The 14,593-nt window shown below is 72.5% G+C and carries 16 protein-coding genes; 11 read left to right on the top strand and 5 right to left on the bottom strand.

All coding sequences use genetic code 11. The features are described 5' to 3' along the window. Positions 1-4 precede the first annotated feature (4 nt). From folP to glgC, 6 genes are all read left to right on the top strand, one after another. On the top strand, positions 5-898 hold the full coding sequence (gene folP / locus ABD732_RS08130) for a dihydropteroate synthase (RefSeq protein ID WP_344782438.1): 894 nt from the start codon (positions 5-7) through the stop codon (positions 896-898). Next, positions 895-1,872, top strand: coding sequence for a glucosyl-3-phosphoglycerate synthase (locus ABD732_RS08125; protein ID WP_344782436.1), 978 nt, complete (start codon positions 895-897; stop codon positions 1,870-1,872). The genes folP and ABD732_RS08125 overlap by 4 nt, the downstream gene beginning before the upstream one ends. Next, on the top strand, positions 1,866-2,195 hold the full coding sequence (locus ABD732_RS08120) for a DivIVA domain-containing protein (protein ID WP_344782434.1): 330 nt from the start codon (positions 1,866-1,868) through the stop codon (positions 2,193-2,195). Before ABD732_RS08125 ends, ABD732_RS08120 begins: the two co-directional genes overlap by 7 nt. Positions 2,196-2,255: 60 nt before the next feature. Next, the gene (locus tag ABD732_RS08115) at positions 2,256-2,423 is read left to right on the top strand and encodes a DUF3117 domain-containing protein (RefSeq protein WP_246991403.1); all 168 of its coding nucleotides are present in this window, start codon (positions 2,256-2,258) and stop codon (positions 2,421-2,423) included. Further along, the gene (locus tag ABD732_RS08110) at positions 2,420-3,298 is read left to right on the top strand and encodes a methyltransferase domain-containing protein (RefSeq protein WP_344782788.1); all 879 of its coding nucleotides are present in this window, start codon (positions 2,420-2,422) and stop codon (positions 3,296-3,298) included. The genes ABD732_RS08115 and ABD732_RS08110 overlap by 4 nt, the downstream gene beginning before the upstream one ends. Positions 3,299-3,413: 115 nt before the next feature. Then, complete coding sequence (glgC, locus tag ABD732_RS08105) at positions 3,414-4,628, top strand: glucose-1-phosphate adenylyltransferase (protein ID WP_344782430.1); 1,215 nt, start codon at positions 3,414-3,416, stop codon at positions 4,626-4,628. Between the two features lie 34 nt (positions 4,629-4,662). On the opposite strand, the gene ABD732_RS08100 is transcribed toward glgC, so the two are convergent. The 3 genes from ABD732_RS08100 to cofD are packed head-to-tail and all read right to left on the bottom strand — an operon-like array spanning position 4,663 to position 7,606. Then, positions 4,663-5,235, bottom strand: a complete 573-nt coding sequence (locus ABD732_RS08100; RefSeq protein ID WP_344782428.1) for an NUDIX hydrolase — start codon at positions 5,233-5,235, stop codon at positions 4,663-4,665. Next, a complete protein-coding gene (locus ABD732_RS08095; protein WP_344782426.1) occupies positions 5,235-6,602 on the bottom strand; it encodes a coenzyme F420-0:L-glutamate ligase in 1,368 nt (455 codons plus the stop codon). Before ABD732_RS08095 ends, ABD732_RS08100 begins: the two co-directional genes overlap by 1 nt. Further along, entirely contained in the window at positions 6,599-7,606 is a 1,008-nt protein-coding gene (cofD, locus tag ABD732_RS08090; protein ID WP_344782424.1) for a 2-phospho-L-lactate transferase, read from the bottom strand. Before cofD ends, ABD732_RS08095 begins: the two co-directional genes overlap by 4 nt. A 328-nt stretch (positions 7,607-7,934) precedes the next feature. Between cofD and ABD732_RS08085 the strand changes: the two genes are divergently transcribed. Beyond that, positions 7,935-8,222 carry a WhiB family transcriptional regulator gene (locus ABD732_RS08085; protein ID WP_344782422.1) on the top strand — a complete coding sequence of 96 codons (288 nt, stop codon included), beginning with the start codon at positions 7,935-7,937 and terminating at the stop codon, positions 8,220-8,222. Between the two features lie 42 nt (positions 8,223-8,264). Here ABD732_RS08085 and ABD732_RS08080 read toward each other — a convergent pair whose 3' ends face one another. Next, positions 8,265-8,759, bottom strand: a complete 495-nt coding sequence (locus ABD732_RS08080; protein WP_344782420.1) for a metallopeptidase family protein — start codon at positions 8,757-8,759, stop codon at positions 8,265-8,267. 86 nt (positions 8,760-8,845) lie between these two features. On the opposite strand from ABD732_RS08080, the gene ABD732_RS08075 reads away from it, so the two are divergent. The 3 genes from ABD732_RS08075 to manA are packed head-to-tail and all read left to right on the top strand — an operon-like array spanning position 8,846 to position 11,757. Further along, a complete protein-coding gene (locus tag ABD732_RS08075) occupies positions 8,846-9,289 on the top strand; it encodes a DUF3499 domain-containing protein (RefSeq protein WP_344782418.1) in 444 nt (147 codons plus the stop codon). A 29-nt stretch (positions 9,290-9,318) separates the two neighbouring features. Further along, positions 9,319-10,449, top strand: a complete 1,131-nt coding sequence (locus ABD732_RS08070) for a hypothetical protein (protein WP_344782416.1) — start codon at positions 9,319-9,321, stop codon at positions 10,447-10,449. 54 nt (positions 10,450-10,503) lie between these two features. Further along, positions 10,504-11,757: a mannose-6-phosphate isomerase, class I gene (gene manA / locus ABD732_RS08065; RefSeq protein WP_344782414.1), complete on the top strand. Its 1,254-nt coding sequence runs from the start codon at positions 10,504-10,506 to the stop codon at positions 11,755-11,757. Here the strand turns inward: manA and ABD732_RS08060 are convergent. Continuing rightward, positions 11,744-13,114 (bottom strand): type VII secretion protein EccE, encoded by a 1,371-nt coding sequence (locus ABD732_RS08060; protein ID WP_344782412.1) that lies wholly within the window; start codon positions 13,112-13,114, stop codon positions 11,744-11,746. The genes manA and ABD732_RS08060 overlap by 14 nt on opposite strands. Before the next feature lie 107 nt (positions 13,115-13,221). On the opposite strand from ABD732_RS08060, the gene eccB reads away from it, so the two are divergent. Continuing rightward, positions 13,222-14,589, top strand: a complete 1,368-nt coding sequence (eccB, locus tag ABD732_RS08055; RefSeq protein WP_344782410.1) for a type VII secretion protein EccB — start codon at positions 13,222-13,224, stop codon at positions 14,587-14,589. Positions 14,590-14,593 lie beyond the last annotated feature (4 nt).

Below are 14,593 nucleotides of genomic sequence, written 5' to 3'. Positions count from 1 at the left end.
CGGCATGAACGTCTCGAACCCGCAGCCTCTCCCCGCGCCGGTCACCCTGTGCGGGCGACCGGTGGCCGCGGACCGGGCACTGGTCATGGCGATCGTCAACCGCACCCCCGATTCCTTCTACGACCGCGGGTCCTCCTTCACCGACGAGGCCGCGATGACGCGGATCGACACGGTGATCGCCGAGGGCGCCGACATCGTCGATATCGGCGGGGTCAAAGCCGGTCCCGGCGAAGAGGTGGACGCCGCCACCGAGGCGCAGCGGGTGGTGCCCATGATCGGCTGGATCCGCGAACGGCACCCGGACGTCCTGATCAGCGTGGACACCTGGCGCAGCGAGGTGGCCGCGGCGGCCTGTGCGGCCGGCGCCGACCTGATCAACGACACCTGGGCGGGCACCGATCCCGGGCTGGTTCAGGTGGCCGCCGACGCCGGCGCCGGACTGGTCTGCTCGCACACCGGCGGTGCGCGCGTGCGGACCCGGCCGCATCGCGTGCGCTACGACGACCTGGTCGGCGAGGTGGTCGACGAACTGACCGCGGCCGCCGAACGCGCCGCGGCCGCCGGGGTGCGCCGCGACGGGATCCTGATCGACCCGACCCACGACTTCGGCAAGAACACCCACCACGGACTCACCCTGCTGCGTCACCTCGACCGGCTCACCGACACCGGCTGGCCGGTGCTGATGGCGCTGAGCAACAAGGACTTCATCGGCGAGACGCTGGGGGTGCAACTGCACCAGCGGGTGGCCGGTACTCTGGCGGCGACGGCCCTGGCCGCCGCCGCGGGTGCCCGGGTGTTCCGGGTGCACGAAGTCGCCGACACCCGCCGCGTGCTGGACATGGTCGCATCGATAGCCGGCACGCGACCGCCTGCCCGGACGGTCAGAGGATTGGCATGAGCGAGGTTTCCCCCGGGGACAGCGCCGGGGGAACCACCCCGGGAGCGCAGGCGCCCTGGTCCCACACCCACGCGTGGGACCGCCCGCCGTGGACGGTCGACGACCTGATCGCCGCCAAGGCCGGACGCACCGTGTCGGTGGTGCTGCCCGCCCTCGACGAGGAGGACGCCGTCGGCGCGGTGGTGGCCTCGATCCGGCCGCTGCTGGGCACCCTCGTCGACGAACTGGTGGTGCTGGACTCGGGGTCCACCGACGCCACCGCAGAGAAGGCCGCCGCCGCCGGGGCCCGCGTCGTGGCCCGCGACGAGGTCTTCCCCGAGCTGCCGCCGCGGCCGGGCAAAGGCGAGGCGCTGTGGCGGTCGGTGGCCGCGACCACCGGCGACCTCATCGCCTTCGTCGACGCCGACCTGATCGATCCGGACCCGATGTTCGTGCCCCGGCTGCTGGGTCCCCTGCTGTTCGACCCCGGCATCCACCTGGTCAAGGGCTACTACCGGCGTCCGCTGCGTGCCGGTGGCACACAGGTGGCCGACGGCGGTGGCCGGGTGACCGAACTGCTCGCCCGCCCACTGCTCACCGCTCTCAAACCCGAACTGGGCGAGGTGATCCAGCCGCTGGGCGGCGAGTACGCCGGCACCCGGGAACTGCTGTCCTCGGTGCCCTTCGCCGCCGGTTACGGCGTCGAGATCGGTCTGCTGATCGACACCTACGACCGCTACGGGCTGACCGGGATCGGGCAGGTGAACCTCGGGGTCCGCGCGCACCGCAACCGTCCGCTGTCGGAGCTGGCCGTGATGAGCCGGCAGATCATCGCGACCCTGCTGCAGCGCTGCGGGCTCACCGACTCGGGGGTGGGGCTGACGCAGTTCGTGCCCGGCGCCGACGGCACCTTCACCCCGCACCTGACCGAGGTGACCGCCGACGAGCGCCCACCGGTGGCGGAGGCGACTGCGGCTAGGCTGAAACCGTGGTGACCATCGGCTCGTATGTGATCGGCCTGGCCGTCGTCGTGGCGGTCGTCTTCGCGGTGGTCTGGTTCGCCTTCGGGCGGGGCGAAGACCTGCCGCCGCTGCAGAAGGGGACCACGCTCACCCGGCTGCCCCGCTCCCAGGTGACCGGCGACGACGTCCGCGCCCTGGTCTTCGCGCAGACCACCCGCGGCTACAAGCCCGCCGAAGTGGACTGGGCGCTGGAGAAACTCGCCCGCGAGATCGACGACTTGCGCGCGGTGGTCCAGGACCTGTCGGCGCGCGATGCGGAGGTCGCGGAGCGAAATGATCCGTCCCGGCGTCGGTGACGAGATCTGCGCCACGTATCATGGAACCGTTCGACGTGTGTCTGTGAAGGGAGCGCGAGAATGGCAGCGATGAAGCCCCGGATGGGTGACGGTCCTTTGGAGGCAGTCAAGGAGGGGCGCGGCATCGTGGTGCGCATTCCGATCGACGGCGGTGGCCGTCTGGTCGTCGAGTTGAACGACGAAGAGGCTGCAGCCCTCGGTGAGGTGCTGCGCGAGGTCGTGGCCTGACCGAAGTCGCACCGGACCCCTGGCAGCGCGGGGTACACGCCCTGCGCTGCTCGGTCTGCGCGGCCCCGTTTCCCCGGCCGCCCACCCAGGTGACCCCCGCGGGGCTGCTCTGCACGTCGGGACACCGTTTCGATCGCGCCCGGCAGGGCTACGTCGCGCTGTTGAGCGGCCGCACCCGCGGCCATCGCAGCGACACCGCGCCGATGGTGGCGGCCCGCAGACGCATTCAGGACGCCGGGATCTTCGATCCGGTGACCGCCGCAGTCTCGTCGCGACTCGACCCCGCCGCCGACGTGATCGTCGACGCCGGGGCCGGCACCGGCCACTATCTGTCCGCCGCCCTGGACACCGCCCCCGCGGCGCTGGGCATCGGCTGCGATCTGTCCAAGTACTGTGCGCGGGCCGCCGCGCGCGCCCATCCGCGCGCCCTGTCGGTGGTCGCCGATCTGTGGGACACGCTCCCGATCGCCTCGAGTGCCGCCGACGCGGTCCTGTCGATCTTCGCGCCCCGCAACCTGGCCGAGACCGCGCGGATCCTTGCTCCCGGCGGCCGCTGGCTGCTGGTGACCCCCGCCCCCGATCATCTGGCGCAGGTGCGCGAGTCGCTGGGCATGCTGGGCATCGGCGCAGACAAGCTGGAACGCCTGCACGACGAGCTCGCCGACGGCGGCTTCGCCGTCGCCGAGACGGTTCCGGTGACCGCGACCGCGGAGCTGGCCGCGGGGCAACTGGCCGATCTGGCCGGTATGGGCCCGGCCGGATTCCACCGCACGCCGGACGAACTGGCGGCGGCGGCGCAGGCGCTCGCGCCCGGCGACGTCCGCGTGCCGGTCACCGTCGACGTCACCCTGACCGTGGCCGTCGAGCGGTCGTGAAGCAGATGGCGAAGGGGTGCTGCCGCGGTGCTTCGGGGCCGGCCGGTGTCGGACGAAGGACCCCATCTCCGGCCGCCACCGCCCGCGGCGCAGCCGATCCGGATATGTTGGACGTGTGAGATCTCAACCGCAGGTGCTCGGAATCGTCCTCGCAGGCGGCGAGGGCAAGCGGCTCTACCCCCTGACGAAAGACCGCGCCAAGCCCGCGGTCCCGTTCGGCAGCTCGTATCGGCTCATCGATTTCGTGTTGTCGAACCTGGTGAACGCCGGTTACGAGCGGATCTGCGTGCTGACGCAGTACAAGTCGCACTCGCTCGACCGGCACATCTCGCAGACGTGGTGGTCGTCGGGCTTCCACGGCGAGTTCATCACCCCGGTCCCGGCGCAGCAGCGTCTCGGGCCGCGCTGGTACACCGGCAGCGCCGACGCCATCTACCAGTCGATGAACCTGATCTTCGACGAGAAACCCGACTACATCGTGGTCTTCGGTGCCGACCACGTGTACCGGATGGACTCGTCGCAGATGGTGGCCGAGCACATCGCGAACGGCGCCGCGGTGACGGTGGCGGGCATCCGGGTGCCGCGGGCCGAGGCGGTGGCTTTCGGCTGCATCGACTCCGACGCCGACAACCGGATCACCAGCTTTTTGGAGAAGCCGAACGATCCGCCCGGCACGCCGGACGACCCGGACGTCACCTTCGCCTCGATGGGCAACTACGTGTTCAGCACCGAGGCGCTGGTGGAGATGCTGCGGCAGGATGCGGCCGACCCGGACTCCGACCACGACATGGGCGGCGATATCATTCCGGCGTTCGTGGCGAAGGGCGAGGCCTACGTCTACGACTTCGCCGACAACGTGATTCCGGGGGAGACCCCGGAGGATAAGGGCTACTGGCGCGACGTCGGCACCATCGACGCGTTCTATGAGGCGCACATGGACCTGGTGTCGGCCCGGCCCGCGTTCAACCTCTACAACGAACGCTGGCCGATCCGCGGCGAGAACTCGCACCTGCCGCCGGCCAAGTTCATCCGGGGCGGGGCCGCACACGATTCGATGGTCGGCGCGGGCTGCATCGTCTCCGGAGCCATGGTGCACAGCTCGGTGCTGAGCACCGACGTGGTGATCGAAGAGGGTGCCGTGGTGCAGGGCAGCGTCCTGATGCCCGGTGTCCGCATCGGGCGGAACGCGGTGGTGCGCAACGCGATACTGGACAAGAACGTCTACGTCAGCGAAGAGGGGCAGGTCGGCGTCGACCTGGAGCACGACCGCGAGCGGTTCACGGTGAGCAGCGGCGGGATCGTCGCCGTCCCCAAGAACGACGTGATCTGACTCGGTGATCGGGCCCCGAAACGGGGCGCATCGCTCAGGCGAGCAGTCCGGCGCGCTGTAGCGCCGTGCGGCCGGCGGCGATGAGTGAGGGAACCGACTCGGCGTCCACCTCGGCCGGCAGCCCGTCCGCCGGCCACCACGCCAGGTCCACCGACTCCTCGCTGCGCACCGGCGCCGGCGGGCGGCCGTCGGCGGTCGCCGGTGCGACCGCGGCGTAGCGCACGTCCAGGTGCCGCGTCGGCTGTCCGAGTGAGCAGGTGATCGGGTGGGTGTGCAACTGCACCGGGCCCGGGGACAGTGTGAGTCCGGCCAGACCGGATTCCTCGGTGGCCTCGCGCAGGGCCGCGCCCGCGATCCCGGCGTCGCCGGCCTCACAGTGCCCGCCCAGCTGCAACCACTTGCCCACGCGCGGATGCAGGGTCAGCAGGACGTGCTCGCCGGTGGCGTCGAAGACGATCGCCGATGCCGTGATATGTCCTGGGACACAGGCTCTCTCGCACGGATTGGCGACGGCGTCGACGAATGCCAGAAAAGTGTGCCGGAGCGCATCCTGCTCGGCATCCGGCGGCGCCCAGTCGGTCAGGGTGCTCCGTGTCGCTGCCGTCATCACAGTTCCATCACCAGGCCTTCGGTCGCCGCCGGTCCGCGGAGTCCGGAGGTCGTGGCGGGGTGTCCGATCGCGACCGCGCCCAGCGGTGCCCAGTCCCCGGGCAGCTTCAGGGTCCGGCGCACGGTGGGGGCGGCGAAGATCGTCGATCCCACCCAGCAACTGCCCAGCCCGCGGACCGACAGGGCCACGAGCAGGCCGCCGACCGCAGCCCCGGCGGCGACGGTGAACATGGTCTCCTCGCACGTTCGTCGGCGCTGATCGGGATAGTGGTGCATGCCCTCGCCGGTCAGCACCGGGATCACCAGTTCCGGAGCGTCGTAAAGGATCTGGCCGCGTGCGATGCGCTTGCCGATGGACTCGGCGGACTTGCCGTCGGCGGTCAGGTCTGCCTGCCAGTCCGCGGACATCGCCTCCAGCAGCGCGTCGCGGCGGCCGCGGTCGCGCAGCCACAGGAAGCGGACCGGATGCGTGTGGTGCGGTGCCGGTGCGGTGAGCGCCTCGGCGAAGGCTGCGTGCATCTCCTGCGGGTCCACCGCGCCGGGAGCGAACTGCCGGACCGAGCGCCGGGTCAGCAGGGCCTCGCGGCGCCCCTGGGCCAGGGCGTCGTCGGTGCCCAGCCGGAACAGGTCGTCGTCGGTGTCGCGGACCAGGTCGCGGGCGCAGCTGCCGTCGTCGCGCGGCGTCAGTCCGCGGACCACCGCCACCGGTACCCCGGCCAGCTTGCCCTTGACCAGATCGGCGGCGGCCGCCAACTCGTCGGCCACCGCGATGTCGGTGACGCGCAGGGGATTGCCGTGGTCGTCCACCGCGCCCTCGTAGCCGTGCCGCACGGCGATACCGGCCGCTCCGATCGCCACGTCGGTCTGGCCGGCCCGCCAGGCGCGCCCCATGGTGTCGGTGACCAGGACTGCCACCCGCCGCCCGTGTTCGGCCAGGGCGGCACGCAGGCGGGCTGCGCTGGCGTCCGGGTCCGCCGGTAGCAGGGCCAGTTGGTCGGCGGCCACATTGGAGCCGTCGATGCCGGCCGCCGCCTGCACCAGCCCGTTGCGGTTGGCGGTGATCGTCAACTCGCCGCGACGGGCCACGATCCGGACGGCTTCGTCCTCGATCAGGCTGCGGCGCAGGGCATCCCGAGCGGCCGGATCCGCCGGTGCGGTCACCATCCGGCCTTCGATCTTGGAGAAGACCTTGCTGGTGACCACCAGCACGTCGTCGTCGGCGAGCCACGGGGCGGCGGCCAGGAGTTCGCCGGCCAGGTCGCTGCCGGGGCCGAACTCGCCGAGTCCGGTGACCGGCAGGATCGACAGTCCGCCGGCAGCGCGGTGGTCCGTGCGGGCGGGGCGGTCGGCGGCCGGTGTGCTCACACCCGCACCCCGACCAGATCGCAGGCGGCGCGCACCATCTCGGCGGTGGCCGCCGGGTCGGTCATCAGCAGCGGGGCCGCGGCGGTCGCGATCCCGGGGACCGGGTCGGCCACGGCGGGATCGCCGGGCGCCACCAGCCAGCCGTCCAGCAGTCCGTTGCCGCTGCGGGCACCGTAGTGCTCGGCGATGGCGCGCGCGGTGGTTTCGACGCCGATCACCGACAGGCACTCGTCGGCCATCCCGCGCAGCGGCCGGTCGTCGATCACGGGACTGATCCCCACCACCGGTGCGGCGGTGTTGCGCAGCGCAGACCGCAGACCGGGCACGCTGGTGACGGCGCCGATGCTGACGACGGGATTGGATGGGGCCAGCAGCACCACGTCGGCCTCGGCGATCGCCTCCACCACCCCGGGGGCGGGCGCGGCGTTGCCGTCCACCTGAGCGAAGCCGTGGGTCTTCACCTGTGCGCGGTAGCGCACCCACCACTCCTGGAAGTGGATGGCGAGCCGTTCGCCGGGTTCACCGTCGGGCTTGTCGATCAGAACGTGGGTCTCGTGCCGGTCGTCGCTCACCGGCAGCAGGCGCACGCCCGGCTGCCAGCGCTTGGACAGTGCCGCGGTGATGTCGGACAGGCGGAAGCCGGCGTCGAGCATCCGGGTGCGGATCAGGTGGGTGGCCAGGTCGCGGTCGCCGAGACCGAACCAGTCCGGGTCCGCGCCGTAGGCGGCCAGTTCCTCCTTGGCGTGCCAGGTCTCGGCCCGGCGCCCCCAGCCGCGTTCGGTGTCGATGCCGTCGCCGAGCGTGTACATGCAGGTGTCCAGGTCGGGACAGATCCGCACGCCGTGCATCCAGGCATCGTCGCCGACGTTGACCACCGCGGTGACGGTGTTCGGGCCGGCGGCGTCCCCGTCGACGCCGGGAAACGGCGTCGGCCCGAAGAGTTCGCGCGCACCCTGCAGAAACCGGGCGCCGCCGACGCCTCCGACCAGTACCGTGACCTTCACAGCGATCACCCTACGACGACGCTGACTGCGGCGCGTGCGCGGGCGGATCGCGCCGTCCCATGTTCGGGCGACACGCCGAGTGTGCTCATGCTATGGCGTGTGGTCCCCGAAGCTGCGGGTGCGAGGTGCTATCAAGGAATCTTCGCCTTCCGCTTGACCGCGACGCCCGACTGCGTGTGTAATCACAACAGTGTGATTCGGCAGAGCGGCCTTCAGCCGTACCGCCGTCGGGGATCACCAGATGGACCGCACTGATCATCGAGCAGGGAGGCGACGTATGACGTCTGCGGGTAACGGAGCACAGTTCGGGACCTCGTCCTCTCCGTCGGTGTTCACGAGCAATGGCAGCCATCTTTCGGTGGTGCCCAACGATTTCGAAGCGCTGTTCGACGCCGTCGAGGACGAATGGCAGGACCGCGCCCTGTGCGCTCAGACCGACCCGGAGGCCTTCTTCCCGGAGAAGGGCGGCTCCACGCGTGAAGCCAAGCGGATCTGCCACGGCTGCGAGGTCAAGGCCGAATGCCTGGAGTACGCGCTGGGCAACGACGAGCGTTTCGGTATCTGGGGCGGACTGTCCGAGCGTGAGCGCCGGCGCCTCAAGCGCGGCATCATCTGACCCGATCGGCAGGCCCCATGGGGTGAGGCGGACCGCCGGCAGTCATCCCTGCGGGCCGCGTTCCACCGTCTCCTCGTCCACCCCCAGATAGGTCGCGACCTGCTGGACCAGCACCTCCCGCAGAATCTCCGGCAGTTCCTCGTCATGGCGCACCCGCAGTTCGATCGGCCGCCGGAACAAGATCACTTGCGCCCGCGTCGGCCTGCCGCGGGCATCCACGCCCGCATCGATCAGCCGGGCCAGCGGCACCGGACCGTCGGCGGTCACTTCGGGCGGCCACTGCACCGACTCGGCATCGCGCGGCAGCATCCGCGGAATGTCGTCGACCGCCAGATCCAGTTCGGTGAGCCGGTCGTGCCAGAGGCCGTCGATCTCGGCGAAGGCCACCATCGCCGCGTGATCGAAGCGGTCCGAACGGGTGCGGTGCGCGGGCAGCCCCGGCGGCAGCAGCTGCCCCCGCAGACCGCGGCCGCGGCGGTCACGGGTCCGGGGCCGCGGCGTCAGAAGCTCACGGGGCTCGGCGGGGCGGTAACGCATGAGGTGCAGTCTAGGTGCTCGGGCCCGGCCCGGCCGCGCGCGTGTCGATGCCCGGTCCCGGAGCGCTGCGCGTTAGGCTGACCGGTGTGAACTCTCCCCGTCAGTGCTGCCGTCCCGGGTGCTCGCGCCTCGCCGTGGCGACCCTGACCTTCGTTTATGCCGAGTCCACCGCGGTGATCGGTCCGCTGGCCGGTGCCGACGAGCCGCACTCCTGGGATCTGTGCTCCGAACACGCCGACCGCATCACGGTGCCCCGCGGATGGGAGCTGCTGCGCAGCGAGCGCGAGTTCGTCCAGCCCGCCGAGGACCAGGAGCTGACCGCGCTGGCCGACATGGTGCGCGAGGTCGGCGGCAGCACCCGTTCGGGCCTGCCTCCGCTGCCGTCGTTCACCGCGCGCACCGACGTCGAGGACTCGCCGATCGGGGGGCGCCATCGCGCCGAACCGCACCGGTCGCCGGCGGCATCGTCGGCCGCCCCTCGTCCAGGCCGTCGCGGGCACCTGCGGGTCCTGCCGGATCCGGTTGACTGAAACGAGCGCAGTCGCGCATCGTGTGAGCTATGCCCGTCATCATCGACGACCTCGACGACGTGGAGTCCCTGCACTCCGCCGACCGTGAAGGTCTCCTGCACTCGGCCGCGATGGCCGGTGCCCAGGTGCGTGCGGTCGCCGAGGCGCAGGCCGAGGGAGTGCTGGCGCCGCTCGCCGCGCTGAGCCCGCGCGCCGTGGTGGTGGTGACCGGGGCCGCGCTGCTGCCGGCCCGTGCGGCCGCACTGGTGGTCGCGGCCTTCGCCGGGCGGATCGACGTCCCGATCACGGTGGGGCCGGTGCTGCCCGGATGGATCGGCCCGCTGGACCTGGTGGTGGTGGCCGGTGAGGACGCCGGGGACGCGCTGCTCACCGATGCCCTGTCCCGGGCCGCACGCCGCCGCGCCGAGATCGTCGTCGTGGCCCCGCTGGAAGGTCCACTGCGGGAGGCGGCCGGTGTGGGCCTGCGCGGGGCGGTGCCGCTGATCGATCTGTCCCCGCGGCTGCCCGTCGACCCGCGATTCCGGTTCACCGGCCACGTCGCCGCACTGGTGGCCGTGCTGGCCGGACTCACCGCGGTGCGGCTGGCGCCGAAGGCGCCGCCGCTGGCCGAGATCGCCGATCGGCTCGACGCCGAGGCAGCCGCCGACCACCCCGGGCAGGAGAGCTTCCACAACCGGGCCAAGCTGCTGGCGCTGCGGGCCACCGGACATCGTCTGTCGTGGGCCGGGGACACCCCGGCGGCGGTGGCGGTGGCCGCCCAGGCGGCTGCGGCCTTCTTCGAGATCGCCGGTACCCCGGCGGCCGTCGCCGATGAGGCGCGGGCGCTGGCCGCGCTGACCGCCGGTGCAGGCGCCGCCGATCCGGCGGCCTCACTGTTCTACGACCCCGAGTTCGACGGACCCCCGGCGGCCGACCCGCTGCGCCTGTTCGTGGTGACCACGGCCGCGCGGTCCTGGTTCGCCGAGCAACGGATCGGCGGCCGGGACGTCGACGTGGTGACCGAGCGGGCCGGCGACGACGACGATCCCGCGCCGGTGCGCCCGGCCGGCGCGCTCGAGGCGCTGACCGATACGCCCGCCGACCTGGCCGCGTATCTCATCGTCGTGGTCCGTTCCCAGCTCGCGGCCGCCTATCTGGCGCTGGCAGGGGATGATGGTTGAAGCACATCCCGTGAGAGGTCTCTGGGGGGATGCGACAAGGAACAGGAAGACGCAATGAAGGTGCTCAAGGGCGAGGTGCGCCCGTACGCATGGGGTTCGCGGACGGCCATCGCCGAGTTCCAGGGCCGGCCGTCGCCGTCGCCGCATCCGGAGGCCGAACTGTGGTTCGGGGCGCACCCCGCCTCGCCGGCGCGCCTGGACGGCGACTCGAGCGACCTGCTGGCGATGATCGACGCCGATCCGGTGGCCGCGCTCGGGGAACCGACCGCGCAGTCGTACGAGCGGCGGTTGCCGTTTCTGGTGAAGATCCTCGCCGCCGAGGAGCCGCTGTCCCTTCAGGCGCATCCCAGTGCCGAGCAGGCGAGGATCGGGTTCGCCGCGGAGAATCGGGCCGGCCTCGCCGCGGACGATCCGCGCCGCAACTACCGCGACTCCTGGCACAAGCCGGAGATCGTCGTGGCGCTGGGGGAGGACTTCGAAGCGCTCGCCGGTTTCCGCGACCCGGCGGAGACCGTCGACCTGCTCCGCACCCTGCAGGTGCCCGGACTCGACTCGGCTCTCGGCATGCTGGCAGGGTCGCCCGACGCGGACGGGTTGCGTGCGGTCTTCACCACCTGGCTGACGCTGCCCGACCGGGTGATCGCCGAACTGATCCCGCAGGTTCTGAGCGGCGCGGTGGAAGTGCTCGGCCGCGGTGAGTCCCGTTTCGCGGGCCAACTGCGCGCCGTCCTCGGTCTCGGGGAGGCGTACCCGAACGACCCGGGCGTGCTGGCGGCGCTGCTGTTGAACTATCTGGTGCTCCAGCCCGGGGAGGCGATCTACCTGCCTGCCGGGAACCTGCACGCCTATCTGCACGGTACCGCCGTGGAGGCGATGGCGAACTCCGACAACGTCCTGCGCGGCGGCCTGACACCCAAGCACATCGACGTGCCGGAGTTGCTGCGGGTCCTGGACTTCCAGCCGGTGTCCCGCGACAAACTGATGCCGACGGTCGAGGCGCTGGGCGCCGAGCGGATCTACAGGACCCCCGCGCCGGAATTCCAGCTCTCCCGGGTGGAACTCGACGGCACGGGGCTGCGGAATCCGGGGAGCATCAGTTTCGACATGCCGGGCCCGCAGATCCTCACGGTCACCACCGGGCGGATCGAAGCGGTGATCCCCGACGGTGAGCGGTGCGTCGTGGAATGCGGTGAGGCGCTGTGGTTGTCGGACGACGATCCGGACGTGATCGTGCATGCCGCGTCGTCCCACGCCGTCTTCTTCCGGTCGCGGGTGCCGCTGTCGATGGAGCAGGTCACCGCGAACTGAGTCCGCCCACGGCGGTTCCGGGCCGGGCTGGGCCCACCAGAGCGTCCTCGGCGCCAGTGGCGACCAGGCGCACCCGGACTTCGCGGCCCGCGCCGGTGAGCACCGCGGAGCCGGGCTCCTCGCGATCCTGTCGGACGCGGATGCCGCCCGGGGCGGGCGGCCCGTCCTCGTCGGCGGGACGGAGACGCAGCACGGTGTGGCCGTCGAGCGGGCCCAGGCGCCCGCCCGGACGGTCGTCGATGAGCACCTCGGCCGCGCCGTCGGCGGCCGGATGCAGGAGCCGCCGGTCGGCCACCGCGTCGATCAGTCCCGTCCAGTGCTCCGGGCGGTCGGTGAACACGGCGGCGGAGGTGCCGAGGGCCACCAGACGCACGACGAGGCGCTGCGCGAGCAGCAGGTCGCCGCTGATCTCGGCGAGCGGGATCTCGGCACCGGTCAGACGCAGACCCACCGGGCAGCCGGCGGCGTCGGCGCCCACGATCACCCCGGCGCCACCGGTGGGCAGGACCGCCGGTTCCAGGGCGGCGAGGGTCCCAGCCGGTAACGGGCCGGGACCGGAGACGAGGGGCGCCGCGGCGCCCAGGGCGGCCGTGGGGGCGCCGCGATCCTCACCCGTCAGCGCCACCCATCCTGCCGGTGCGGGCGCCGCCGGCTGATCGATCCGCGCCAGAGCCGTCAGTTCGGGACCTGCGGCACCCGAGCGCCAGCGGAGAGCGGTCGTGGCCGCCGCACCTGCGCGCCACGCCGCCTCCAGGGCTGCTGGCAGGCCCGCCGGATCGGCCGGATCGACGGCGTAGGCGGCCGACCGTTCGGTGCCGGCGGTGAGCTGATCGGTGAGCCGGGTGAGCTCGGCGGCGCTGAGCGGCGCGGCGGTGAGCCCGTCGCCCGCCAGCCGGTCGGCGAGGCGCCGGGTGCCCGACAGGCAAGCGCGCAGCGCCGCCGCCGTCCCGTCCCCGTACCGGGCGACCAGTCCGGGGTGAGCCAGGGGAGCGAACCGGATCGCCAGATGTACCGAGCGGTGCGCCGCGACCGACAGCGGTCCGATCAATGTCCGGTAGGCGGACCAGGCCGGACCGGCGCCCCGGCCGGAGCTGCCGTGGGTGAGCACGGTGAGCTCGGTGGCCGCGGCGTCGGCCCCACTCATCCACTGCGACAGGAGATTCCACGACAGGCCCGCACCGGGGACGGTCTGCGGCCACGGCCGGTCCAGGCGCACCGGGCCCGACGGGCCGGGACCGAGGGCCAGCACGGTGAGCAGAGTCCCTGCGTCGTGCCGCACCCCCAGATAGCCGTCCCCGTACGGCACGTCGAACGGCGCCGACGCCGGCCGAGTCCGGTGCGCGCGACGCATCCTCATGTGCGACTCCCCCCGAGCACTTTCCCCCAAAAGCACCTGGCGACACCCTACTGCGCCGCTACGGTGTCTTTCACGGGATTTGATCGGGGGGTCGAGTGTCGAGACAGTTGACGACGCGTGCGCAGGTGAGCGGCTATCGGTTCGGGCTGGCGCGGGCCGAGCACGCGCTGGTCCGCCGGGATGCGCGGATGCTGCACGATCCGATGCGTGCCCAGTTCCGGGCCGTGATCGCCGGGGCCGTACTGGCGGTCCTGCTGGTGGCCGGGGCAGGCATCTACGGCGTGATCCGGCCGGCGCCGTCGGTGGCCGACGCGCGGATCGTGGCCGCCGACACCGGCGGGCTGTTCGTGCTGGTCGACGACGTCATGCATCCGGTGCCGAATCTGGCGTCGGCCCGGCTGGTGGCCGGTGCTCCGCTGCCGGCCAAGACCGTCGCCCAGCGGTCGGTGAGCAGCTATCCGCGCGGACCGGCTCTCGGGATCCCCGGCGCGCCTGCCTCGCTGCCCGGCCCCGCCGACGAACGCGAATCGGTGTGGACGGTGTGCGACGACCCCGCCGCCGGCACCGCCGTGCTCGCCGGACCGCCGTCGGCGGAGCCGGCCGTGCCGCGCGCGGCGGCGCTGGTGGCCACGTCGGCGGGGAAGTGGCTGCTCTACCACCGCGAACGGGACGGTCGGCAGACTCCGGTCAGAGCCCGGCTCGCTGCCGACGAGGTGGCGGTGCGGCGGGCACTCGGACTCGACGGCGCCCCCGCGCGCCCGATCAGCCAGGCGCTGCTCAACGCCTTTCCCGCCGAACCGGACCTGAGCGTTCCCGACATCACCGGCAGTGGTGCTCCGGGGCCGGGGCCGCTGCGTGAACTGCCGGTCGGCACGGTGATCCGGTCGCTCGGCGTGGACGACCGCCCCTCCTACTTCGTGGTGCTGCGCGACGGCGTGCAGCCGCTGTCGGCGCCGGCGGCCGAAGCCGTACGCGGGGCGGACGTCGCCTCGCCGGGCGCGGTGCGGCAGGTCTCACCGGGGGTCCTCACGGCCGTTCCGGTGGTGCACCGGCTGGCCTTGGACCATTTCCCGGCGGCGCCGCCGCAGCTCGCCGACGCCGGGGAGGTGCTCTGCCGGTCGTGGTCCCATGCGGGTGGCCCGGGCCCGGCACGCGAATCGATGGTGGTGTCCGCGCATCTGCCGCTGCCCGGCGGTGCCCGGGTGGTCACCCTCGGGTCGGCGGACGGCGACGGTCCCGGTCTGGACGGGGTGTACGTGCGGCCGGGGACCGCCGAGCGGGTGGCGGTGCCCGGCGGCGAGTACTACGTCACCGATGCGGGCGTGCGGTACCGGCTGGTCGATGTGCAGGTGGGGGAGATCCTCGGGTTGCCCGGCGCGGCGCGGCCGGCGCCGTGGCCGGTGCTCTCGCTGCTGCCCGCCGGACCGCAGCTCGCGCGGGAGAGCGCCCTGGTGGCGCGTGATCTCCCGCGGTGATCGG

The sequence above is a fragment of the Gordonia caeni genome (assembly GCF_039537105.1).
Classification (GTDB): domain Bacteria; phylum Actinomycetota; class Actinomycetes; order Mycobacteriales; family Mycobacteriaceae; genus Gordonia; species Gordonia caeni.
This window is presented reverse-complemented; position numbering and strand designations above follow the sequence as displayed.

What these genes read in the sequence shown, in the direction of transcription:
- ABD732_RS08115 (WP_246991403.1), top strand. Translation starts at nt 2,256, where the DNA reads ATGGCAGCGATGAAGCCCCGGATGGGTGACGGTCCTTTGGAGGCAGTC.
- ABD732_RS08060 (WP_344782412.1), bottom strand. Translation starts at nt 13,114, where the DNA reads ATGAGGATGCGTCGCGCGCACCGGACTCGGCCGGCGTCGGCGCCGTTC.
- ABD732_RS08080 (WP_344782420.1), bottom strand. Translation starts at nt 8,759, where the DNA reads ATGCGTTACCGCCCCGCCGAGCCCCGTGAGCTTCTGACGCCGCGGCCC.
- ABD732_RS08070 (WP_344782416.1), top strand. Translation starts at nt 9,319, where the DNA reads ATGCCCGTCATCATCGACGACCTCGACGACGTGGAGTCCCTGCACTCC.
- folP (WP_344782438.1), top strand. Translation starts at nt 5, where the DNA reads ATGAACGTCTCGAACCCGCAGCCTCTCCCCGCGCCGGTCACCCTGTGC.
- ABD732_RS08125 (WP_344782436.1), top strand. Translation starts at nt 895, where the DNA reads ATGAGCGAGGTTTCCCCCGGGGACAGCGCCGGGGGAACCACCCCGGGA.
- manA (WP_344782414.1), top strand. Translation starts at nt 10,504, where the DNA reads ATGAAGGTGCTCAAGGGCGAGGTGCGCCCGTACGCATGGGGTTCGCGG.
- ABD732_RS08100 (WP_344782428.1), bottom strand. Translation starts at nt 5,235, where the DNA reads ATGACGGCAGCGACACGGAGCACCCTGACCGACTGGGCGCCGCCGGAT.